Raw genomic sequence first — 21,793 nt, forward strand, 5'->3', positions numbered from 1 at the left:
CGGTGAGCACCTATGTCGCGGCCGAGGGCCGATACGAGAGCATCCCTTACCGCCGCACCGGGCGCAGCGGCCTGAAGCTGCCCGCGATCTCGCTGGGCCTGTGGCACAACTTCGGCGACGACAAGCCACTGGGCACCCAGCGGGACATCGCGCGGCGCGCGTTCGACCTGGGCATCACCCATTTCGACCTCGCCAACAACTACGGCCCGCCCTACGGTTCGGCCGAGCAGAACTTCGGCAGGCTGCTGGCTTCGGACTTCAAGCCCTACCGTGACGAACTGGTCGTCTCGACCAAGGCCGGTTACGACATGTGGCCAGGCCCGTACGGCGAATGGGGCTCGCGCAAGTACCTGCTGTCCTCTTTGGACCAGTCGCTCGGCAGGATGGGCCTGGACTACGTCGACATCTTCTACTCGCACCGCTTCGACCCCGAGACGCCGCTCGAGGAGACGGTCGGCGCGCTCGACACCGCCGTCCGCTCCGGACGCGCGCTGTACGTCGGCATATCGTCGTACTCGTCGGAGAAGACCGCCGAGGCCGCGCGACTTCTGCGCGAGCTGGGCACCCCGCTGCTCATCCACCAGCCGTCGTACTCGATGTTCAACCGCTGGCTCGAAGGCGACAAGCTGCTCGACACGCTCGAAGCCGAAGGCGCGGGATGCATCGCCTTCTCGCCGCTGGCGCAGGGACTGCTGACCAGCCGCTACCTCGACGGCGTCCCCGAGAATTCCCGTGCGGCGCAAGGGAAGTCCCTCAACCCGGACACTATCACCGAGAGCACCCTCGGCAAGATCCGGGCGCTGAACGAGATCGCCCGGCGGCGCGGGCAGACGCTGGCGCAGCTCGCGCTCGCGTGGGGCCTGCGTGACCCGCGGATGACGTCGGTGCTGATCGGCGCGAGCAGCGTCGCCCAGCTGGAGGACAACGTCGGCGCGCTGAAGAACCTGCACTTCACCCACGAAGAGCTGGCCGAGATCGACCGCTACGCCACCGAGGCCGACATCAACCTCTGGAAGCGCTCGACCGACGCCGGATAGCACCCGAAATCGCGTTGCCCCGCCAAGCCGGGGAGCCGAGACTGCGGGCATGACTTTCGAAGAGCTGCTCGCCGAGGGAGAGGCCGTCCCGGTCGAAGGCTGGGACTTCTCGTGGTTCGAGGGCCGGGCCACGGAGGAACGGCCACCGTGGGGTTACTCGCGGCTGCTCGGCGAGCGGATGGCGGCGGCCGCCGCCGGGCTGGATCTGCAGACCGGCGGCGGCGAGGTGCTCGCGGGCATCCCGAAACCGCCACCGGTCCTCGCCGCCACCGAAGGCTGGCCGCCGAACGTCGAGGTCGCCCGGAGGACCCTCTCGCCGTTGGGCGGCGAGGTGGTCGAGGCCGAGTACGACGCGCCTTTGCCGTTCCCCGACGAGTCCTTCGATCTGGTGAGCAGCCGTCATCCGATCGAGAACCCGTGGCGGGAGATCGCCCGCGTGCTACGTCCGGGCGGAACCTTTCTGTCGCAACAGATCGGTGCCGGCACCGTGCGGGAGCTGAAGGAGTTCTTCCTCGGCCCGCAGGACTACGGCGGCTGGACGCCCGACGTGCTGCGCGTCGAGGCGGAGGCCGTCGGGCTGCGGGTCGAGCGCCTCGAACCGGCGAAACTGCGGATGGAGTTCTTCGACCTCGCCGCGGTGGTCCACTTCCTCCGGAAGGTGATCTGGATCGTGCCGGGGTTCGAAGTGGAGAAGTACCGCGACAGGCTCGCGGAACTCCATCGGATGATCGAGGCCGATGGGAAGTTCGTCGCGCACTCGCGGCGGGTGCTCGTGGAGGCCGTCAAACCCTCGTGAGTGGTAAGGACGGGGTGGATTCATGCGATCGTCGCAACATGCTCCTGTTAGGACAGTAGCTTGTTGAGTCGTTCGGCTGGGGTGTCCCAGTTGAGGGTTCTGCGGGGGCGGCCGTTGAGTTCGGCGGCCACCCTCGCAAGGTCTTCCCGGCTGTGTGTGGCGAGGTCGGTGCCTTTGGGGAAGTACTGACGGAGCAGGCCGTTGGTGTTCTCGTTCGAGCCTCGTTGCCAGGGTGAGTGCGGGTCGCAGAAGTAGATGTCGAGGTCGGTGGCCAGGGTGATCTGGGCGTGCTGGGCCATCTCGGTTCCTTGGTCCCAGGCCAGTGACCGGCGCAGCTCGGCGGGCAACCGCTGAATCGTCTTGATCATCTCGTCGGCGACGGTGGCGGCGTCTTTCCCGCCGGGCAGGTGCAGCAGCAGGCAGAACCGGGTCGAGCGTTCGACCAGGGTCCCGATCGCCGAACGATTGTCCTTGCCCATGATCAGATCGCCTTCCCAATGCCCCGGGATCGCCCGGTCTGCGGCTTCGGCGGGGCGTTCGGAGATCGGGACCATCCCGGCGATCTTGCCCTGACGGGTCCGGCGTCCATCGGGCATCCGATGCGGCCGGCGGATCGCTCGCCCGGTCCGCAAGCACTGCGCCAGCTCACGCCGCAGCGCGCCCCGGCCTTGGACGTAGATGGCCTGGTAGATCGTCTCGTGACTCACGTGCATCCTCGGCTGGTCGGGAAAGTCCCGGACCAGCCTGGCAGTGATCTGTTCCGGCGACCACCGCGCCCGCAGATCCGCCTGCACTCTGTCCCGCAGCACCGGGTCCACGGCCAGCTTCGCCGGTTTCGGCCGTTTCGCCCGCAGCTCGGACAACTGCTGGGCACTGCTGGCCCGATAGCCCTGCCCGGTGCTGTTACGGTCCAGCTCCCGCCCGATCGTGGAGCGATCCCGGCCCAGCCGGCGCGCGATCTCCGCTCTCGGTACTTCCTGGGCCCACAGGATCATGATCTCCTCCCGCTCGGCCAGCGAGAGATAGCGGCCCGACCCCGCCTTCGGCGCATTACTGATCACACCGCCAGCCTCGTCGAACCACCGTCTCCCGCTGGCCCGCGACACGCCCACGGCCACCGCCGCCCGCTCCACCGGCAACCCGGCCCGAACCCGGTCCCAGAACGCCACCCGAACATCCCGCGGCAACCAACGACGACGTATCCCAGCCATCACAACACCTCCACATCAGATGCTGCGACGACCACTAGAACCCAAGCGGTTCTAACCGTCCTTACCACTCACGAGCCCAAGCGCTCCAGCTGCTCAGCGGTCAGCTTGACGTCGGCGGCGGCGAAGTTCTCCTCCAGGTGTGCGAGGCTCGCCGTCCCCGGGATCGGCAGGATCACCGGCGACCGCGCGAGCAGCCACGCGAGCCCGGCCTGCGCCGTGGTCACCCCGAGTTCCGAAGCGACGGCCGCGAGCGCGGCGGTGGCGGAAGACGCGGCGCCGTGCACCGGACGCCATGGCAGGAAAGCGATCCCGGCCGCCTCGCACGCGTCCAGCACCGATTCGTGCTCGCGGTCGAGCAGGCTGTAGCGGTTCTGCACGCTCGCGATGTCCACGATCTCCCGTGCCCGCGCGAGTTCGTCCACGGTGACCTCGGACAGCCCGATCCGGCCGATCTTGCCCTCGTCGCGCAGGTCCCGCAGCGCGCCGAGCTGATCGGCCAGGGGCGTCTCCGGGTCGAGGCGGTGCAACTGCAGCAGCTCGATTCGCTCGACACGCAGCCGCCGCAGCCCTTCGTCGATCTGCACCCGTAGCGATTCCGGCCGTGCGTCGTACTTCCAGTCGTCGCCGGTCCGCACGACGCCGACCTTGGTGGTGACCACCAGATCGCCGGGGTACGGATGGAGCGCTTCGGCGAGCAGTTCCTCGTTCGCGCCCCCGCCGTAGAGATGCGCGGTGTCGATCAGCGTGATGCCGAGTTCGACCGCGCGCCGCGCGACGGCGATCGCGTTGTCGCGTCCGGGTCCTGCTTCGGTCGGCAGGTGCATGGCGCCGAAACCGAGACGGTGTACGGGCAGGTCTCCGCCGATGGCGAACTGTTCCATGCCGCGAACCTAGCGCAGCGGATCCCTCGGCGAGGGCAAATGCGAGGTGTCCGGGAACATGTGGAGCGCGCGCAGGGCGGCACCGAGTTCGGCTATGTCGGCCGGGTCGGTCAGCGAACGCCCCAGTTCCTCGGAAATCCGCTTCAGCCGGTGCCGGATCGTGTTGGGATGACAGAACATCCGCTCGGACGTCAGTTTCGTGGAGCCCTGGCATTCGAACCACGCCCGCAACGTCAGCAGGAGCACGTTCCGGTCGTCGCCGGGCAGGTCCAGGATCGGCCGCAGCACATGGTGCGCGAGCTGGACCGACGCCTCGGGCGCGCTGGCGACGAGACCGGCCAGCGGGGATTCGTTGAACTGCACCATTCCCGTCGACCCCGGCATCATGCTGGAGAGCGCGACTCGGGCGAGGTGCAGTGCGCGGGAGGTGTTCCCGAGTCCGGTGAACACCGGGCTGACCCCGATCCGGCCGGTCTGGTTCTCCCGCAACAGCTCGATGATCACCTGGGACGCCGCCGGATCCCGCATCGAGACCACGCCCACCTGCAGGTCCGGAGTGAGCCGCCAGGCGGACGCGTGATGCCGTTCGCGGAGCCGGTTTTCGATCTGGGGCAACGGTTCGTGCCCGACGCGCGGGGTCTCGGCGGCGACGACCACATACGTCCCGTCGAGCGAGAGCTCCAGCACGCGCGCGATGTCCCACAGCGTGCCCTCGGTGGCCGCGCCACCGGCGAACAGCGCCTCGACCAACGCCGAGCGTCTGCTTTGGTGCGCCAGCATGACTTCGGCGGTGGTGTCGCGGTAGGTCGTCGTCAGCGCCTCGGCGTAGTCGTCGATCAGCGCCCAGATCGCCGACGTCGCGGCGACGAGGCCGCGGAGGTCCTGATGCTCACCCGAAGCGGTCAGGTCGACGAACCGGTTCCACACCTCGGTGAGCCCGATCCGGTAGGCCCGCAGGAGTTCCGGCAGCGGCGCGCCCTGCAGCGCGCGGGCGCGCCCGGTCGCCCTGGCCTGGGTGAGGTCGGGTTCCTCCGTGCCACGGAGGGTCCGCATGACGAACTCGAGGTTGTTCCGCACCGACGTCCGCAGTTCGGCGGGGCCGACGAACTGCGCGTCGCGGTACACCGGCATCTCGGCACGGATCTGCCCGACAGTGCTGTCGATGAGCGCCGGCAGCTGCTTTTCGACCTCCACGGCCAGTTCGGCGACGACGGCGGCCGAACCTTCGCGGAGCACAGTTCGGTAGTGCATGGACGTCCTCCGGGCAGGGACTCCTCGTCGAGTCCCTGGGGACGTCATCTAACACGACTTGCCCGGAAGTGGCCTGTCGAAACCGCGAGGCGCCGCCGGTGCGGCGGAAAATCGGGATTTCCACCGCACCGGCGGGGTTTCACAGCTTCGCGGCCGCGCTCTTGATGGCTTCGCGGATCCGGAAGTAGGTGCCGCACCGGCAGACGTTCTGGATCGCGTCGATCTCGGCGTCGGTCGGGTTCTTCGTCTTCTTCAGCAGCGCCACCGCCGCCATGATCTGACCCGGCTGGCAGTAGCCGCACTGCGCGACGTCCTGCTCCAGCCAGGCCTCCTGCACCGGGTGCAGGTCGTCACCGTCGGCGAGACCTTCGATCGTGGTGACCTCCTTGCCCGCGCAGTCGGACACCGGCGTCACGCACGGGTTGAACGCCTCGCCGTCGAGGTGGCTGGTGCAGGCCTTGCAGACGTTGATCCCGCAGCCGTACTTCGGGCCGCGGACGCCGAGCTTGTCCCGCAGCGCCCACAGCATGGGCAGATCCGCGGGAGCGTCGACGGTGACGGTCTTCCCGTTCACCGTGAAGGTGTAATTGGGCATCGAAAACTCCTTGGCGGGGAAGGAAAGTCAGCGGGGGAAGGGTTCGAAGTCGATCGGGAAGTTGATCGGGAAGCTGCGCGGTTTGATCCCGGTGGCCCGCGCGTAGGCGTTCCCGATCGCGCCGACCGGCGCGGGCACGCCGAGCTCCCCGGCGCCGCCGATCTCGCCCGTCTCCGGCATCACGTGGATCTTGACGTCCGTCGGCGAGTTCTTCTGCCGCGCGTAATGGAACTGCGAGTAGCTGCCCTCCAGCGGCAGACCCTTGTCGATGTGCAGACCCGCGGTCAGCGTCGTGGCGATGCCATCGGTCAGGCCGCCGAGCATCTGCGCCTCGATCCCGCGCGGGTTGATCGGCTTGCCGACGTCGACCGCGATGGTCGCCTTGGTGACACGCGGTTTCTTAGGGTCACGGGCGTCCATTTCAACGAGGCAGGCGGTGTACGACTTGTACTCGCCGTGCACGGCGACACCCTGCGCGAAGCCCTTGGGCATCTTCTTGCCCCACTCGCCGAGTTCGGCGACCTTGTCCAGCACCGCGCGCTGCCGGTCGTCCTTGATGAACTCACGCCGGAACTCGACCGGGTCCTTGCCGAGCTTCGCGGCGATCTCGTCGACCATGATCTCTTCCGCACCGCGCGTGCTCGACGAGTACACCGACCGCCAGGCACCGGTGTGGAAGTCCACCGGGACCTCGTTGAGCAGCTGCGTCGTGACGCCGAAGTTGTACGGCGACTTCACCGTCAGCAGGAACACCGTCTGCGCGAAGCTCAGGTTGCCGCCGACGGGCAGTTCGGAGGCGAACGCCGTGAGGACCTCGCCGAGCCCGTGGCTCCAGTCGGTTTCCACGCTGGCGACCCGGTGTTCGAAGGTGAGCACCTGGCCGAGTGCGAAGGTGGCGCGGATCTTGTGGTGGCTCGCGGCCCGCGCGCGGCCGTGGCGCATGTCGTCGATGCGGCTCCACATCAGCCGCACCGGCCGCTTGAACGCCTTGGACGCACGCGCGGCCTCGATGGCGCCGTCGGAGAACAGCCGCCGGCCGAAGGAACCGCCCGCCTGCTGGACGTGCACGGTCACCTTGTTCTCCGGCAGCCCGAGTTCCTGCGCGATGTTCTGCTTCGCGAGGATCGGCACCTTCATCCCGGACCAGATGGTCGCGCTGTCCTCCCGGACGTCGGCGACGGCCGAGTTGGTCTCCAGCGGGGCGTGGCTGGCGAAGGCGAAGTCGAACTCGCCGTCGACGTACTGGGTCAGCAGCGGCGGCACGATGAACGGGAGCGCGGCGGCCTGCAGCTTCTTCTTGATCGTCGCGTTGTTCTCGCCGTCGACGGTGCCGCCGTTCCAGGTGACGTCGAGGGCGTTCTTGCCGTCGAGCGCCTGGCCGAAGGTCTCGGCCATCACCGCGACCCCGGTCTTGATCACGGCGATGTCGATGATGCCGGGCATCGCGCGGACGGCGGCCTCGTTGTTGACCTGCTTGACCGTGCCGTTGATCGTCGGCGGGCGGCGGACCATGACCGGCTTCGCGCCGGGGATGTCCAGGTCGAGGGTGTACTGCAGCTGTCCGGTGACCATCGCGCGGGCGTCCTTGCGCGATTGCGGCGTGCCGACCAGCTTGTGCGCGGACTCCGCCTTCGGGGCCGCGGTGAGCTTGCCGAGGTCGGCGCGGGCGGCGGGCTTGGCCAGTGCGCCGTAGTCCGCGCGGCGTCCGTCGGGGGCGATCACCGAACCGTCCCTTGTGGACAGCCGGTCGGCCTTGGCGCCCCATTGCTGGGCGGCGGTCGCGACCAGGCGGGCGCGCGCTGCGGCCGCCGCGGTCCGCACCGGGGTGTAGAGCGAGCGCATCGTGTTGGAACCGCCGGTCAGCTGGTTGAACAGCAGCTCGGAGCGGGCGTCGGAGAGGACGACGTCGACGCGGTCGAGCGGCAGGTCCATCTCTTCGGCGACCAGCATCGCGTTCGCCGTGGTGATGCCCTGCCCGACCTCGGTCCGCGGCAGTTCCAGCCGCACGCGGCCGTCTTCGCGGACTTCGAGCACGAGAAGACCGGCGGTGGGGGCGTTCGACAGGATCAGCACGTCGCCGAGGTCGAGGATCTCGGCCGGCCCGGGCGGGGTCGGGATGACGGCTTCGGCCTCTTCGGGCGCGACGGTGTCGATACCGATCTTCGTGGCGATCGTGAGCGTGGGCGCGGCGACGAGAAAGGTCAGGAACCGGCGACGGCCGAGGCCTCCGGGGTCCGGGGCCTCGCCTGGGGTTCCAGTGGTGGGACTGGCCATCGGGAAGATCCCTTCGAGAGCGCGCGGAGAAGGCGGGGACCCTCGCGCGGCCTGGGGTCGGATGGCGACACGCTAGGCATCGGCATTCGGCCTAGTCAACGCGGAGTAGTCGGGTCGGCTCATCTGTGTGACAAGATGACAACGAACGGCCCCGAATGTGTGGCGCGCCACAGCACGCGGGGCAATTCGTCCTCTGAATGCGGTAGTTGGCAGCGCGAACTACCGCATTCAGAGGACTAAACGCGTCAGATGGAGTCGCGCTCCCGGCCCGCTTCGAGCAGGTCCTCGCGGGCACGCGCGACACGCGAACGCACGGTGCCGACCGGGCAGCCGCAGATCTCGGCGGCCTCGGCGTACGAAAGCCCGAGCACCTGGGTGAGGACGAGGACCTCGCGCCGCTCCGGGTCGAGCCCGTCGAGCAGCATCCGCAGCTCCACCAGGTCCTCGAAGCCGGCGACACCCTCCGCCTGACGGGCGCCACGTCGCTCGGCGGTGGCCTCCCAGTCGACATCGGCGAGCTTCGGACGCGCCGAAGCCGCCCGGATGCGGTCGACGACGACGCGGCGCGCGATCGACAGGAGCCAGGTCCGCGAAGAGGACCGGCCGGCGAACCGCCGCAGGCTGCCGAACGCGCGCAGGTACGTCTCCTGGGTGAGATCGTCCGCGGCGCCGACGTCGGCGAGGTGCGCGACGAAGCGCCAGACGTCGGCCTGGGTGGCACGCACCCAGTCCTCGAGCGCCCGCCGGTCGCCGCGGGCGGCGGCGAGAGCGAGCTCGGTCACCCGCTCGTCGTCGTGGTTGCGCGGCCCGGCCATACGAGAAACGTAGCAGCGTCCCGGGAACCGGGGCAGGCCCGCGCCCGACAAGTGAGACGTGAAGTGCGAGACCTGCCGCGAGGCCCTGTCGGCCCGGCTCGACGGCGAAACCGAACCCGCCCCGCCCGAGGTGGTCGACCGGCACGTGGCGGGCTGCCCCGCATGCCGGTCGTGGCTCTCTCGCGCCGAGCGGATGCACCGGGCGATGCTGGTGCGGCCCGCTCCCCCGGTCCCGGACCTCACCGCCGTCATCCTCGAACGCACCCCAGCCCCGCCGAGCGAGGGCTGGCCTGCCAGGATCGCGCTCGCGCTGGTCGCGATCGCGCAGCTCGGCCTCGCTTTCGCCCAGCTGCTGGGCGTCGAAGACCACACCGCGGGGCACGGCACGGAATCCCTGATCGGGCACCTTTCGCATGAAAGCAGCGCGTGGAACCTCGCCGTCGGTGTCGGACTCGGCTGGGCGGCCGTCCGCACGAAGGCGGCGTCCGGGCAGCTGCCCGCGCTGACCGGTTTCGTCGCGCTCCTCCTGGCGCTGTCGGCGGGTGACCTCGTCACCGGGCAGGTGACCGCCGGACGCGTGCTCACCCACGGGTTGGTCGTCGCCGGACTGCTGTTGCTGTACGTGGTGAACCGGCAGCACCGGCTGCGCAACCGCCCCAGCCCGGCGACGACGGCCGACCATCCGGGTTCCCACAGCGCGGAAACGGACCACGAGACCGGTGAAGCCCCCGAACGACCCCGGCAGCACAGGGGATTCCGGAGGCCTGCGAGCCGCCACGTCGCTTGAAGCCATCTGGTCTAGACCATTACCGGTCACTGGGAGCACGCGCCCGGATACCGGGTGAATCACGGTTTTTCGCGCGCGGCGTGCGCGATTCGCGGCGCGGACACGTTTATCGTCGCCTGGAACCACCGAATGTAAACCTTCTTGCCCATTTCGGGCCGGAGGCGGATAACTTTGGTGGAACACCTTGGTTCGACAGGAGGCGAAGCTCGTGGTTGGCGCAGAAAACCCACCCGTCGGCACCCCCGCCGGGATGCGGAAGATCAATCAGCGCGCCGTGCTGGACCTCCTACGCCGCAGCGGCCCGGCGACGCGACCCCAAGTCGCCAAGGACACCGGTCTTTCGAAACCCACGGTGAGCCAAGCGTTACTGGCGCTCGAAGCGGCGGGTCTCGCCAGGGCGACCGGGCACACCTCGACCGGCACCGGCCGGTCCGCCGTCCTCTACGAAGCGGATCCCACGGCGGGCTACGTCCTCGGTGTCGACATCGGACGCGAGCACCTCCGCGTCGCCGTCTCGGATCTCGGCCATACCGTGGTCGCCCGCCGTGACGAGCGGAACACCTCACGTTCGGGCACCGCGCTCGTCAGCGCGGTGGGCGCCCTCGCCGCGGCGACCGTGCGCGAAGCGGGGCTGAGCCAGGCCGACATCGTCGTGCGGGTCCTCGGCTCCCCCGGCGTCGCCGACCCGGACAAACGCTGCTTCCGGCACGCGCCGAACCTGCCCGGCTGGGGCAAGGCGGGCCTGCTCGACGAACTCGAAGCCGTCCTCGGCCCGGATCTCATGGTCGAGAACGACGCGAACCTCACCGCCGTCGGCGAATGGGAACGCGGCGCCGCGCGCGGGGCGTCGGTGTTCGGCTGCATCACCATCGGCACCGGCGTCGGGATGGGCGTGATGGTCAACGGCCAGGTCTTCCGCGGCGCGACGGGCGCGGCGGGCGAGATCGGCTACCTGCCGTACGGGCAGTCGGACGCGGCGGGCGAAGGCGAGGACTCGCCGCCGGTCCGCGGCCACCTCGAAGAGGCGACGGCGGCGCAGTCCGTCGTCCGCGGCGCGCGCGAACTCGGCCTCGGCACGGCGAAATCGGCCCGCGAGGTCTTCCGGCTCGCCCGGGACGGCGACGAACTCGCCCTGCGTGCCGTCGAGGCGGAGGCCGACAGGCTCGCGTACACCGTGGCGTCCGTGGCCGCGGTGATCGATCCCGAACTGATCGTGCTCGGCGGCGGGATCGGCACCGCGGCCGATCTGCTGCTCGACCCGATCGACCGCGCCCTGCGCTCGTTCACTCCCTTGGTCCCGTCGGTCGTCCAGGGCGAACTGGGCGACGACGGGGTGCTGACCGGCGCGATCAGCGTCGGGTTGCGCGCCGCCGAAGGCCTGGTCTTCGAACGCAAGGTCGGCGCGGCCTGAGCGGCCGGGTCGGAAGTTCGCGTCGGCTTGCACCTGGGGAGGTGGTCGTCCCGCCACGTTCCGGCGCGCTCGCCGTCGTGGGGCTTTACCTCCGCGGTAATCGACGGCTGCGGAGCCCGCGCGGAACGATGTCCGTATGACCACAGCCAAGAAGATCGTCCTCGACTGTTTCGAGAACTTGTTCGTGCGCAAGGACTTCGCCGCCGCGGGCACGAACGTACACCCGGATTTCGTCACGCACAGCCCGGGATTTCCCTCCGGCCGTGACGCTTTCGTGGAAGCGATGCGGAATTCGCCGATGGCGGGCGCGGACGTCTCGGTGAAACGCGTGATCGCCGACGACGAGCACGTCGTCGTGCACCTGCACGTCGTCCGCCCGGGCGAGGAACCCGGAGCGGCCGTCGTCGACATCGTGCGCGTGGAGGACGGGCTCATCGTGGAGCACTGGGACGTCAAACAGCCGGTGCCGCCCGGCGCGAAAATGTTCTAGGGCTTGATGATCAGGCAGGTGCTCGACGCCGTCGCGAGCACCTTGCCCTGACCGTCGCGGATGTCGCCCTCGGCGAACGCGACGCGCGAACCGGCCTTCACGACCCAGCCGTGGGCGCGGATCTCCCCCACCGAGCCGGAAATGGCGCGCAGGTAGTTCACCTTCAGCTCCACCGAGGTGTAGCCGATCCCGGCGGGCAGGGTCGAGTGCACCGCGCACGCCACCGCCGAATCGAGCAGGGTCGCCGCGACCCCGCCGTGCACGGTCCCGATGGGGTTGTACAGCGACTCGTCCGGCGTCGCGGCGATCACGACGTCGCCTTCGGCCACGCTCACCCAGCGCATGCCGAAATGCGCCGAGATCGGTGCCGGCGGGATCCGCCCCTCGGCGATGCCGGTGAGGTAGTCGAGGCCGGACATTTCCCGGCCGAGCCGGGCGGTGGGCAGCGGATCCTGCCAGGTCACGGTCTTCTGCCTGGTCTGCCCGGTGACATCGGTGGTCATGGCCGCCTCCTAAGACGATCGTCCTAGAGTTTCCTAAGACGGTCGTCCTAGTCAAGGGCTATGCTGAGCGACGTGTCCGACACCACCACTCGCGAGCGGATGATCTCGACCGCGATGACGCTCTTCCGCCGCGAGGGCTACCAGGCCACCTCGTGGCGGCGGCTGGTCGAGCAGGCCGGGACGCCGTGGGGGTCGGCGTACCACCACTTCCCCGGCGGCAAAGAGCAACTCGCGGTCGCCGCCATCGAACTCGGCACCGCCGTCGTGGCGAAGACGGTCCGCCGTGCCTTCGAGCGCACCGAGACCGTCGAAGACGCCGTGGCCTGGTGGTATCGCAAGGCGGGTGAGGCGTTGGCCGCCGACGACTACCGCGGTGGCTGCCCGCTCGCCACGATCACCCTGGAGATGGCGCACGCCTCGCCCGCCATCACCAAGGCGTGCCAGGACGCGTTCGCCGCCTGGCATGCCCTGCTCGTCGAACTGCTCAGTGATGTCAAGGATCCCGAAGACGTCGCGACGGCCATCATGAACAACCTCGAAGGAGCCCTGCTGGTCAGCCGGGTCCACCGGTCGTCCGACCCGCTGGACCGGGCCGCGCGGCATGTCGCGCTCGTGATCCGCAACGCCTGACGAAGCCGAGCGAGCACCAGCCGGCGCGGGTAGCGTGGCCAGACATGATCGGTCTGCCCGACACCATCACGGCCTGTCTCTTCGACCTCGACGGCGTGCTGACCGGAACCGCGGCCCAGCATCGCGAAGCGTGGAAACGCACGTTCGACGAGTTCCTGCGCGCCCGCGACGGTGACGCGTTCTCGCCGTTCACCGACACCGATTACGCGGCCTACGTCGACGGACGGCCGAGGGCCGACGGCGTCCGCACGTTCCTCACCTCGCGCGGGATCGAACTGCCAGAGGGAAGCCCGGGCGACGACATCGAGGCCGCCACCGTCAACGGGATCGGGAACCGGAAGAACCAGCTGGTGCTGAAGATCATCGACGAAGAGGGCGTGACTCCGTATCCGGGTTCCGTCCGGTATCTGGAGGCCGCCAAGGCAGCGGGGCTGCGCATCGGCGTCGTCACCTCGTCGGCCAACGGCGCGAAGGTGCTCGACGCCGCCGACCTGACCAAGTTCGTCGAAGCGCGGATCGACGGGATCGTGATCGCCGAGAAGAACCTGCGCGGCAAGCCCGCCCCCGACTCGTTCCTCGCCGGCGCCGAGGCGTTCGGTGTCGCACCGGCGAACGCGGCCGTCTTCGAGGACGCCCTCGCGGGCGTGCAGGCGGGCAAGGACGGCGGTTTCGGTTACGTGGTAGGGGTGAACCGCGCGCATCAGTCGGGCGAGCTGCTCGCGCACGGCGCCGACGTCGTGGTGGAGGACCTCGCCGAACTCCTGGAGGATCGCAAGTGACCGAATCGCTTCTCCGCGGCTACGAGGTCGCGCCCTGGGAGCTGCGCTGGCACGGAATGGACGTCGACGCGTTGCAGCGCACCGAATCGGCGTTCGCGGTGTCCAACGGGCACATCGGCCTGCGCGGCACGCTTGAGGAGGCCGAGCCACGCGGCCTTCCGGGCACCTACCTGAACGGTTTCTACGAACAGCACGATCTTCCTTACGCGGAAAGCGGTTACGGCTATCCCGAAGAGGGACAGACCGTCGTCAACGTGACCGACGGCAAGGTCATCCGGCTGCTCGTCGAGGACGAACCGCTCGACATGCGGTACGGCCAGGCGACCGAACACGACCGCGTGCTCGACTTCCGGAAGGGCACCCTCGCGCGCGACACCGTCTGGTCTTCGCCGACCGGCCGCCGGGTCCGAGTGAAGACCGAACGCCTGGTCTCCTTCACGCAGCGGGCCGTCGCGGCGATCAGGTATGAGGTCGAACCGCTCGACGACGACCTCCAGCTGGTGGTGCAATCGGATCTGCTGGCGAACGAACCGATCGAGTCCGACACGCGTGACCCCCGGGTCGCGGCGGCGCTGGAGTCGCCGCTGATCGGGGAATACCACCACGCGGAGGCGTATCACGCGGTGCTGGTGCACCAGACCCGCCGATCCGGTTTGCGGATGGCCGCCGCGATGGACCACAAGATCGACGTCTCCGACGGCGTGCGCACGCATATCGAGGCCGAGGAAGACCTGGCGCGGCTCACCATCGCCGTCGACGTGCCCCAGGGCGGACGGCTGCGGATCACCAAGTTCCTCGCCTACGGCTGGTCCGCGCAGCGTTCGGTGCCCGCCGTGCGCGCGCAGGTCGAGGCCGCGCTGGCCGGGGCCCGGCAGACCGGCTGGAAGGGGCTGCTCGCCGAACAGAAGGAGTTCCTCGACGACTTCTGGGAGACGTCGGACATCGAGATCGACGGCGACCCGGAACTCCAGCAGGCCGTGCGGTTCGCGCTCTTCCACCTCCTGCAGGCCGGAGCCCGCGGCGAGACGAGGGCGCTGGCGGGCAAGGGGTTGACCGGCCCCGGCTACGACGGGCACGCGTTCTGGGACACCGAGACGTTCGTCCTGCCCGTGCTCACCTACAGCATCCCGGACGCCGCCCGCGACGCACTGCGCTGGCGTCACTCCACTTTGGACAAAGCACGGGAAAGGGCGGCACAGCTGGGTTTGCGCGGCGCGGCGTTCCCCTGGCGGTCCATCAACGGCGCGGAATGCTCCGCGTACTGGCCGGCGGGCACGGCGGCGTTCCACGTCAGCGCGGACATCTCCGACGCCGTCGTGCGCTATCTCAACGCCACCGGCGACGACGAGTTCATGCGGACCTGCGGCGCCGAACTGCTCCTCGAAACCGCGCGATTGTGGTTGTCACTCGGGCATTTCGACCGGCGGGGCCGGTTCCGGATCGACGGCGTCACCGGGCCGGACGAGTACTCCGCGGTGGCGGACAACAACGTCTACACGAACCTCATGGCCCGCCGGAACCTGTTCTACGCCGCCGAGATCGTCGGCCAGCACGACGACGTCGCCCGCCGGTTCGAGGTCGGCGCGGACGAGGTCGCGTCGTGGCGCAAGGCCGCCGACGCGATGCTGGTGCCCTACGACGAGGATCTCGGCGTACACCCGCAGTCCGAAGGGTTCCTGGAGCACGACGAGTGGGATTTCGAGGCGACGGACCCGGATTTCTACCCGCTGCTGCTGAACTACCCGTACTTCGACCTGTACCGCAAACAGGTGGTCAAGCAGGCGGATCTCGTGCTCGCGCTGCATCTATGCGGGGATTCCTTCACCCCCGAGGAAAAAGCGCGCGACTTCGCCTACTACGAGGCGCGAACCGTACGGGATTCCTCGCTGTCGGCGGGAACGCAGGCGGTGGTGGCGGCCGAGGTCGGGCATCTCGAACTGGCTTACGACTACCTCGCCGAGGCGGCGCTCACCGACCTGCACGACGTGCACAACAACGTCCGCAACGGTCTGCACCTGGCGTCGCTGGCGGGCGCGTGGCAGGGCACCGTCGCCGGTTTCGGCGGGCTGCGCGACTACGGCGGCCGGCTGAGCTTCGCGCCGAGGCTGCCGCCGCAACTCCGGCGGATCGCGTTCCGGCTGACCTTCCGCGGCACCCGGTTCCAGGTCGAGATCGACGGCGAGGGCGCGACGTACCACGTGATCACCGGGGCACCGCTGGAACTGGTGCACCACGGCGACACGTTCACGGTGACCGCCGAGCCGGTGCGGCTGCCGATCCCGGCGCTCGACCCGGGGCCGGCGCCGGTGCAGCCCGCGGGCCGCGCACCGGCGCGGAGGCAGCCGAAGGACGCGTGACCGGTCCCTTCGTGTGCTATGAAAGGTCCTTTCCTTGCAAATTTTGCAAGGAAAGGACCTTTCATAGCACACGCGGCGAGCTCAGTCCGGGGGTTCGACGGGCACTTCGCCGCCGCCCGGCACGTCGTCGACCTCCTTGGTGCCGTGCGGCCCGACGTCACGATTGGGCACGCCGGGCACGTCGGTCTTCGGCTGGATTCCGCGAAGGTCGTCGAGGTCTTCTTCGTCGTCCTGCCCGAAGCTCTTCTTGCTTTCCCTCATGTGTCCGGGGTACCCGCTCGCGGCCGGATGCGCCAGTCTTCAGGCGGCTTTGGCCGATTCACCCTCCGGGGTGACCAGCCCGTCGAGCATGCCGAGCAGCAGCCCGTCCCGGGTGGACCACGGGCAGATGGCGACCTGGCCACCGGCCAGCGTCAGCAGCGCCTCGGCGACGATCGCGCCCGCGAGAGCCTGGTGGGAGCGCTGCCGCGAGATACCCGGCAGTTCGGCGCGGCGTTTGGCGGGCAGCTTCGCCAGCCGAGGGATCCACGCGCGCAGGTCGTCGAGGTGCAGTTCCCGGGAGCGGGACGGCCGGTCCCCGGCGAGCCGGGCGAGCTGCCGCAGCACCTTGGAGCAGCCGACGGCGCGATGGTCGCGGATCCGCGGGAGGACGTCCTGCATCGCGTCGCGGAACTCGTCGAGCACGTGTTCCCGCATCGCCCGCACGACCTTGGGCGACGGGCATTCGGTGGCGAACCAGTCCCGGGTCAGTGACCGGGCGCCGAGCGGCAGGGAGTGCGCGAACCCGGCCTCCTCGCCGTCCCCCGCGGCTAGTTCGACGGTCCCGCCGCCGATATCGAGCACCAGCAGCCCGCCGGCGGAAGCGCCGTACCACCGGCGCGCGCCGACGTAGGCCAGTTCGGCCTCGCGGCGGCCGGTGAGGAACCGCAGTTTGACCCCGGTGGCCTTCTGGACGTCGCGGACGACCTGCTTGACGTTGCTCGCGTCGCGGATCGACGACGTGGCGAGCGGATACACGTCTTCGACGCCGTGCTTGGCGGCCATCGTCATCCCCGCTTCGACCGCGGACGACACCGCGTCGATACCGCGCCGGGTCAGGTTCCCGTCATCGTCGAGTTCCCTGTCCAGCCGCAGCCGCGTCTGGTGGCTCAGCGCGGGGTCGAGCGGCGAACCGCCCTTGGCCAGAACCACCAGCCGCGCACTGAACGACCCGACGTCCAGGACCGCGGCGGACGGCTCGCCGATCTGCTTGCGCACGCGAGGCACCTCACCTTCGTCGCGAACGTATTCCCCCGAGGTCTCGCTTTCACTCCTGATAATGGCGTATTTTCTCGCCGTTCAGGCGTGGTTTACGTTCCCTTTCCACCGGGAGGCCGTTTTTTGACCACGAAGGGGGTACGCCAGCGCAGGTCAAGTATACCGGATCGATACAGATGAGAGGTTCGCCTCCCCGCCGCGTGCCTAGCCGACCAGTTCGCGCAGCTTCGAAACCTGCGCCACGCGCGCCTCCCGGCCGGGCAGCATCGGGTTGACCACCAACGTGGTCGCGCCGGCCTCACGGAAGGCGGCGAGGCGCTCCTTGACGTAGCCCTCCGGCCCGATCAGCGAGATCGCCCTGATCAGTTCCTTCGGCACCGCCGCGGCGGCCTCGTCCTTCTTGCCGTCCAGGTAGCGGTCCTGGATGAGCTTCGCTTCGGCCTCGTAGCCGTACCGCTGAGCGAGACTGTTGTAGAAGTTCTTGCCGCGCGCACCCATGCCGCCGATGTAGAGCGCCAGCATGCCGCGCAGGTGGTCCAGCAGCCCTTCGACGTCGTCACCGATCGCCAGCGCGGCGCCGACGAAGGTGTCCAGCTCGCCCAGCGACGGGTCACGCTTCGCCTTGCCCTCGGCCAGCGACGCGCCCCAGACCTCGGCGGCCTTCTCGGGGTGGAAGAAGATCGGCTCCCAGCCCTCGGCGAGTTCGGCGGTGAGCGCGACGTTCTTCGGGCCGATCGAGGCCAGCAGGATCGGGATCCGCTCGCGCACCGGGTGGTTGATCAGCTTCAGCGGCTTGCCGAGGCCGGTGCCCTGCTCGGGTGGCAGCGGGATCGAGTAGTGCGTGCCGGAGTGCACCACCTTCTCCCGCCGCCACACCTGACGGCAGATGTCGATGATCTCGCGGGTCCTGCCGAGCGGCGCGTCGTACTTCACGCCGTGGAAACCCTCGATGACCTGCGGACCCGACGCGCCGATGCCGAGCGTGAACCGGCCGTCGGACACGAAGTCGAGCCCGGCGGCGGTCATCGCGGTCAGCGTCGGCGTCCGCGTGTAGATCTGGAAGATGCCCGAGGCGATCTGGACCCGTTCGGTCTTCGCCGCGACGTAGCCGAGCTGGCTGACCGCGTCGAACGAGTAGGCCTCGGGAACGAAGACGATGTCCAGCCCGGCCTTCTCCAGCTCGACGATGTCCGCCACGCTGTCGGCGAAACCACCGGCGTAGCTGATCGCGGTCCCGATCCTCATCGGCATCTCCCTCGTAGGTTACTGAGCGCTCGCTTAGCGACAGTATGCGCCGGGACGCCGCCTTTCGCCTGTGTCCCGGCTCACTGCGCGGCCACCCAGGCCTTCACCACGTCGTCCAGCACCCGCAGCGGGAGGATCCCGTTGCTCAGCACGACCTCGTGGAAGCCCTTGATGTCGAACCGGTCGCCCAGCGCGGCCTCGGCCTCGGCACGGATCCGCTCGATCTCGAGCCGCCCGACCATGTACGACAGCGCCTGCCCGGGAACGGCGGCGTAGCGGTCGATCTCGGCCTCGATCTCCACCCTCGCCATGGGCGTGTTCTCGGCCAGGTAGTCGACGGCCTGCTGACGGCTCCAGCCGAGCGCGTGCATCCCGGTGTCGACGACGAGCCGCCCGGCGCGCATCGAATCCTGGGTGAGCATGCCGAACCTGGTCAGGTCGCTGGAGTACAGGCCCATCTCGTCGGCGAGGCGCTCCGAGTAGAGCCCCCAGCCCTCGACGTAGGCGTTGACGTCCGCGTGCCCGCGCAACATCGGCAGGCCCTTGAGCTTGTGCGCGATGCAGATCTGGAAGTGGTGCCCCGGAACGGCTTCGTGGAAGGCGATCGCCTCGCTCGTGTGCTTCGGGCGCTGCTCGGCCTCGTGGGTGTTCGCGTAGTAGGTGCCCGGCCGCGAGCCGTCGAGCGACGCCTCGATGTAGTACGCCAGCGTGCCGCCGGGCGCCTCGGCCGGCGGGACCGGCTCGACCTGGCACCGCTCCTCGGGCACGGTCGAGAACCACTGCGGGGCGACGGCTTCGGCGCGGGTGATGGCGTCACGCGCGGCGTCGAGCAGTTCTTCACCGTCCCGCCAGCGCAGGGCAGGGTCGGTGCGCAGCCGCTCGAAGATCGCGTCGAGATCCTTGGTACCGAAGATCTTCTCGCCCAGCTCGCGATACTGGTCGGCCAGTTTCGCGATCATGTCGAGGCCGGTGTCGTGCAGCTCCCGCGCGCTGCGCTCGGTGGATGTATGCGCCCGGATCAGCGCGGCGTACTTCTCCTGCCCGCCAGGGAGCGCGCAGAGACCCGGCTCGGTTTCGGGCTTCGCCACGGGACGCAGCTCGTCGGCGAGGAAGTCGCGGTACCGCGTGTAAGCGGGCCGGACGACCTCGGCCAGCAGCCGGTCACGTTCGGTTTCGTAGCCCTCCACGGAAACGGACGCGGTGAGCGCCAGCGGATCCCCCGCCTCGTCACCGAGATAACGCTCCACGTAGGCGATCCCGCCTTCGACGAGGAAGCCGGGCGGGACCAGCCCGTCGGCCGCCGCCGCGCGCTGGCGCACGATCAGGGCGTCGAGATAGGCGCCCATGCCTTCCAGCCGCTTCAGGTAGCCGCGGACCTTTTCCTCGTCGTTCAGCGACAGCACCGAGAGTTCGTTGAGCATGAACAGCGCGGGCGACGCCAGCCCATCGCTGACCGAGAACTCCGCGGCCCGCGAATCGAGGACGTCGACCATCGCCTTCGCCTGCTGGATCACGACCTCGCGGGTGACCACCTCGGTGGGGGAAAGCCCTTCGGTGTCTAGGGCTTCGGCGCGCTCGGCGATGGCGACCGCCGTCGCGCGCTGCGCGGCCGCGGCCTCCGCGCTCGGATCGGGCAGCGCGCCTTCGTCGCCGGGGAGCCCGAGCAGCGAGCGCCACAGCGGAAGCTCCTCGAACTTGAGCTCCATCAGCTCGTCGGCGAGACCGTTCGGGGTGTCGCCGTGGCCGGCGACCCAGTCGCGGACCACGCCGTCCAGCACCGAGAGCGGCAGCGCACCGCCGCCGAGCACGACGTCGTGGAAGGCCTTGATGTCGAACCGGCTGCCCAGTGTCAGCTCGGCCTCGGCACGGATGCGCTGGATCTCCAGCCGTCCCACCATGTACGACAGCGCCTGGCCGGGGAAGGCGATGTACCGGTCCACTTCGGACTCGATCTCCACCGGCGCCATCGGCGTGTTCTCGGTGAGGAAGTCGATCGCCTGGCGGCGGCTCCAGCCCAGCGCGTGCAGCCCGGTGTCGACGACCAGCCGTCCGGCGCGCATCGAATCCATGGTCAGCATGCCGAGCTTCGCGACGTCGTCGGAGTACAGGCCCATCTCGTCGGCGAGGCGCTCGGTGTACAGGCCCCAGCCCTCGGCGTACGCGGTGAAGTCGCCGATTCGGCGCAGCAGCGGGAGTTCGGTGAGTCCCTGCGCGAGGCTCAGCTGGAAGTGGTGGCCGGGAATGGCCTCGTGGAACGCCGTCGCCTCCGCCGCGTGCCGGAACCGCTCCTCCGCCTTGTGGGTGTTGGCGAAGTAGATGCCGGGCCGGGAGCCGTCGACCGCGGGCCACATGTAGTACGCGGCGGGCGCGCCGGGCGCGGATTCGGCGGGAACCGGCTCGACCGTCCACGGCTGCGGCGGGATCCGGCCGAACCACTTCGGCGCCTCGGCCTCGGCCCTGGTGATGGCCGCGCGGGCGGAGTCGAGCATCTCGTCGGCACCGGACCAGCGCAGAGCCGGGTCGGAGCGGAGCTTGGTGAAGATCTCCTGGAGGTCGCTGGTGCCGAAGACCCGCGAGCCGTACTCGCGGTACTCGTCGGCGAGGCCCGCGATCACGTCGAGCCCGGTCTGGTGCAGCTCACGCGGGGTGCGGTCGGTCGTCGTGTGCATCTCGGCGAGCAGGGCGTAGATTCGCTCGCCGTCGGGCAGCCAGCAGACGCCGGGCTTGTCCTCGGGACGGCCGTGCGGCGCGATCTCCTTCGCGAGCACCTCGCGGTACTCCGCGATCGCGGGCCGGACGACGTCACGCAGCAGGGCGGCGCGGCGGGTCTCGAAGTCGTCGTCGGGCGCGGGCTGGCGCAGCAGCGGATCGGCCGAGGGCTCGGCGAGGTGCCGGTCGAGGTACGCGACGGCGGCGTCGACGAGGTACGCGACCGGGACCAGCCCGCGGGCGACGCCGTCACGGTGCCGCTGCGCGGCCTGCCGCAGGTACTCCGGGATCGCGGCGATCCGCCCGAGGTGCGCCTCGGCCTGCGCGCCCGTCCCGACCGACATCATCGGCAGCACGGTGAGCACCTCGGCGGCGGGCGAGATGAACAGGTCACTGACGGTGAACTCGACGAACCGGGAGTCCAGCAGCGCGATCCTCGCCCGCGCCATCGCGATCAGGACGTCACGGGTGGTCTTCTCCTCCGCGCTCAAACCGTCGGAGGCGAGTGCCTCGGCCCGCTCGGCCAACCCGGCCAGCCGCGCGCGGAAGGCGTCCCCCGCGGCCTCGCTGAGATCGCTGAGCCCGGTCGATTCCGGACGGAAGCCCTGCAAAGCGGGCATGACCGGCTCGGCGTCGAAGAGGGCTTCGACGAACTCGTCGGCGAGGGCGGAGACTTCGCTCATGTTTTCTTTCCCCAGAGGTCGATGGAGGCGGTATCCCCGACCCTAATGGAGACCGCGTACTACCGAAGCCGGGTTTTGCCGC

Annotated in this window: 19 protein-coding genes; 8 read left to right on the forward strand and 11 right to left on the reverse strand. The window is 69.5% G+C overall.

Annotated features, from left to right (window positions below):
* Positions 1 to 2 precede the first annotated feature (2 nt).
* Together mgrA and AC069H_RS30500 are read left to right on the forward strand one after the other, a co-directional pair.
* Entirely contained in the window at positions 3 to 1,037 is a 1,035-nt protein-coding gene (mgrA, locus tag AC069H_RS30495) for an L-glyceraldehyde 3-phosphate reductase (protein ID WP_478234626.1), read from the forward strand.
* 49 nt (positions 1,038 to 1,086) lie between these two features.
* Positions 1,087 to 1,833: a class I SAM-dependent methyltransferase gene (locus tag AC069H_RS30500; protein WP_478227136.1), complete on the forward strand. Its 747-nt coding sequence runs from the start codon at positions 1,087 to 1,089 to the stop codon at positions 1,831 to 1,833.
* Positions 1,834 to 1,880: 47 nt separating this feature from the next.
* Here AC069H_RS30500 and AC069H_RS30505 read toward each other — a convergent pair whose 3' ends face one another.
* From AC069H_RS30505 to sigC, 6 genes are all read right to left on the reverse strand, one after another.
* Complete coding sequence (locus AC069H_RS30505; protein WP_478234627.1) at positions 1,881 to 3,044, reverse strand: IS30 family transposase; 1,164 nt, start codon at positions 3,042 to 3,044, stop codon at positions 1,881 to 1,883.
* Between the two features lie 68 nt (positions 3,045 to 3,112).
* Entirely contained in the window at positions 3,113 to 3,925 is an 813-nt protein-coding gene (locus AC069H_RS30510; RefSeq protein ID WP_478234628.1) for an aldo/keto reductase, read from the reverse strand.
* A 9-nt stretch (positions 3,926 to 3,934) separates the two neighbouring features.
* Positions 3,935 to 5,176 (reverse strand): PucR family transcriptional regulator, encoded by a 1,242-nt coding sequence (locus AC069H_RS30515; protein ID WP_478234629.1) that lies wholly within the window; start codon positions 5,174 to 5,176, stop codon positions 3,935 to 3,937.
* A gap of 139 nt (positions 5,177 to 5,315) precedes the next feature.
* Entirely contained in the window at positions 5,316 to 5,771 is a 456-nt protein-coding gene (locus AC069H_RS30520) for a (2Fe-2S)-binding protein (RefSeq protein WP_340687736.1), read from the reverse strand.
* Positions 5,772 to 5,798: 27 nt separating this feature from the next.
* Complete coding sequence (locus AC069H_RS30525) at positions 5,799 to 8,045, reverse strand: xanthine dehydrogenase family protein molybdopterin-binding subunit (RefSeq protein WP_478227139.1); 2,247 nt, start codon at positions 8,043 to 8,045, stop codon at positions 5,799 to 5,801.
* Between the two features lie 245 nt (positions 8,046 to 8,290).
* Positions 8,291 to 8,860 (reverse strand): RNA polymerase sigma factor SigC, encoded by a 570-nt coding sequence (gene sigC / locus AC069H_RS30530; RefSeq protein WP_034324554.1) that lies wholly within the window; start codon positions 8,858 to 8,860, stop codon positions 8,291 to 8,293.
* Positions 8,861 to 8,918: 58 nt separating this feature from the next.
* Here sigC and AC069H_RS30535 point away from each other — a divergent pair, with 58 nt between their 5' ends.
* The 3 genes from AC069H_RS30535 to AC069H_RS30545 all read left to right on the forward strand — a co-directional run bounded on the left by AC069H_RS30535 (position 8,919) and on the right by AC069H_RS30545 (position 11,548).
* Positions 8,919 to 9,647 (forward strand): zf-HC2 domain-containing protein, encoded by a 729-nt coding sequence (locus AC069H_RS30535; RefSeq protein WP_340687734.1) that lies wholly within the window; start codon positions 8,919 to 8,921, stop codon positions 9,645 to 9,647.
* A 208-nt stretch (positions 9,648 to 9,855) separates the two neighbouring features.
* Complete coding sequence (locus AC069H_RS30540; RefSeq protein ID WP_478227141.1) at positions 9,856 to 11,058, forward strand: ROK family transcriptional regulator; 1,203 nt, start codon at positions 9,856 to 9,858, stop codon at positions 11,056 to 11,058.
* 136 nt (positions 11,059 to 11,194) lie between these two features.
* Positions 11,195 to 11,548, forward strand: a complete 354-nt coding sequence (locus AC069H_RS30545; RefSeq protein ID WP_478227142.1) for a nuclear transport factor 2 family protein — start codon at positions 11,195 to 11,197, stop codon at positions 11,546 to 11,548.
* On the opposite strand, the gene AC069H_RS30550 is transcribed toward AC069H_RS30545, so the two are convergent.
* Positions 11,545 to 12,051 (reverse strand): PaaI family thioesterase, encoded by a 507-nt coding sequence (locus AC069H_RS30550; RefSeq protein ID WP_478227143.1) that lies wholly within the window; start codon positions 12,049 to 12,051, stop codon positions 11,545 to 11,547. The genes AC069H_RS30545 and AC069H_RS30550 overlap by 4 nt on opposite strands.
* A gap of 72 nt (positions 12,052 to 12,123) precedes the next feature.
* Between AC069H_RS30550 and AC069H_RS30555 the strand changes: the two genes are divergently transcribed.
* Genes AC069H_RS30555 through AC069H_RS30565 form a run of 3 tightly spaced genes read left to right on the forward strand, consistent with a single transcriptional unit; the run spans position 12,124 to position 15,817 of the window.
* Positions 12,124 to 12,681 (forward strand): TetR/AcrR family transcriptional regulator, encoded by a 558-nt coding sequence (locus AC069H_RS30555; RefSeq protein WP_478234630.1) that lies wholly within the window; start codon positions 12,124 to 12,126, stop codon positions 12,679 to 12,681.
* Positions 12,682 to 12,725: 44 nt separating this feature from the next.
* Entirely contained in the window at positions 12,726 to 13,460 is a 735-nt protein-coding gene (locus AC069H_RS30560) for an HAD family hydrolase (RefSeq protein WP_478234631.1), read from the forward strand.
* On the forward strand, positions 13,457 to 15,817 hold the full coding sequence (locus tag AC069H_RS30565; RefSeq protein ID WP_478234632.1) for a glycoside hydrolase family 65 protein: 2,361 nt from the start codon (positions 13,457 to 13,459) through the stop codon (positions 15,815 to 15,817). The genes AC069H_RS30560 and AC069H_RS30565 overlap by 4 nt, the downstream gene beginning before the upstream one ends.
* An 81-nt stretch (positions 15,818 to 15,898) precedes the next feature.
* Here the strand turns inward: AC069H_RS30565 and AC069H_RS30570 are convergent, their stop codons facing one another.
* From AC069H_RS30570 to AC069H_RS30585, 4 genes are all read right to left on the reverse strand, one after another.
* Positions 15,899 to 16,078, reverse strand: a complete 180-nt coding sequence (locus AC069H_RS30570) for a hypothetical protein (RefSeq protein ID WP_478227147.1) — start codon at positions 16,076 to 16,078, stop codon at positions 15,899 to 15,901.
* 39 nt (positions 16,079 to 16,117) lie between these two features.
* A complete protein-coding gene (locus AC069H_RS30575; RefSeq protein ID WP_478234633.1) occupies positions 16,118 to 17,074 on the reverse strand; it encodes a Ppx/GppA phosphatase family protein in 957 nt (318 codons plus the stop codon).
* Between the two features lie 204 nt (positions 17,075 to 17,278).
* A complete protein-coding gene (locus AC069H_RS30580; RefSeq protein ID WP_478234634.1) occupies positions 17,279 to 18,319 on the reverse strand; it encodes an LLM class F420-dependent oxidoreductase in 1,041 nt (346 codons plus the stop codon).
* Between the two features lie 80 nt (positions 18,320 to 18,399).
* Positions 18,400 to 21,711: a DUF885 domain-containing protein gene (locus tag AC069H_RS30585; RefSeq protein ID WP_478234635.1), complete on the reverse strand. Its 3,312-nt coding sequence runs from the start codon at positions 21,709 to 21,711 to the stop codon at positions 18,400 to 18,402.
* Positions 21,712 to 21,793 lie beyond the last annotated feature (82 nt).

Source organism: Amycolatopsis sp. NPDC043887 (assembly GCF_056435665.1).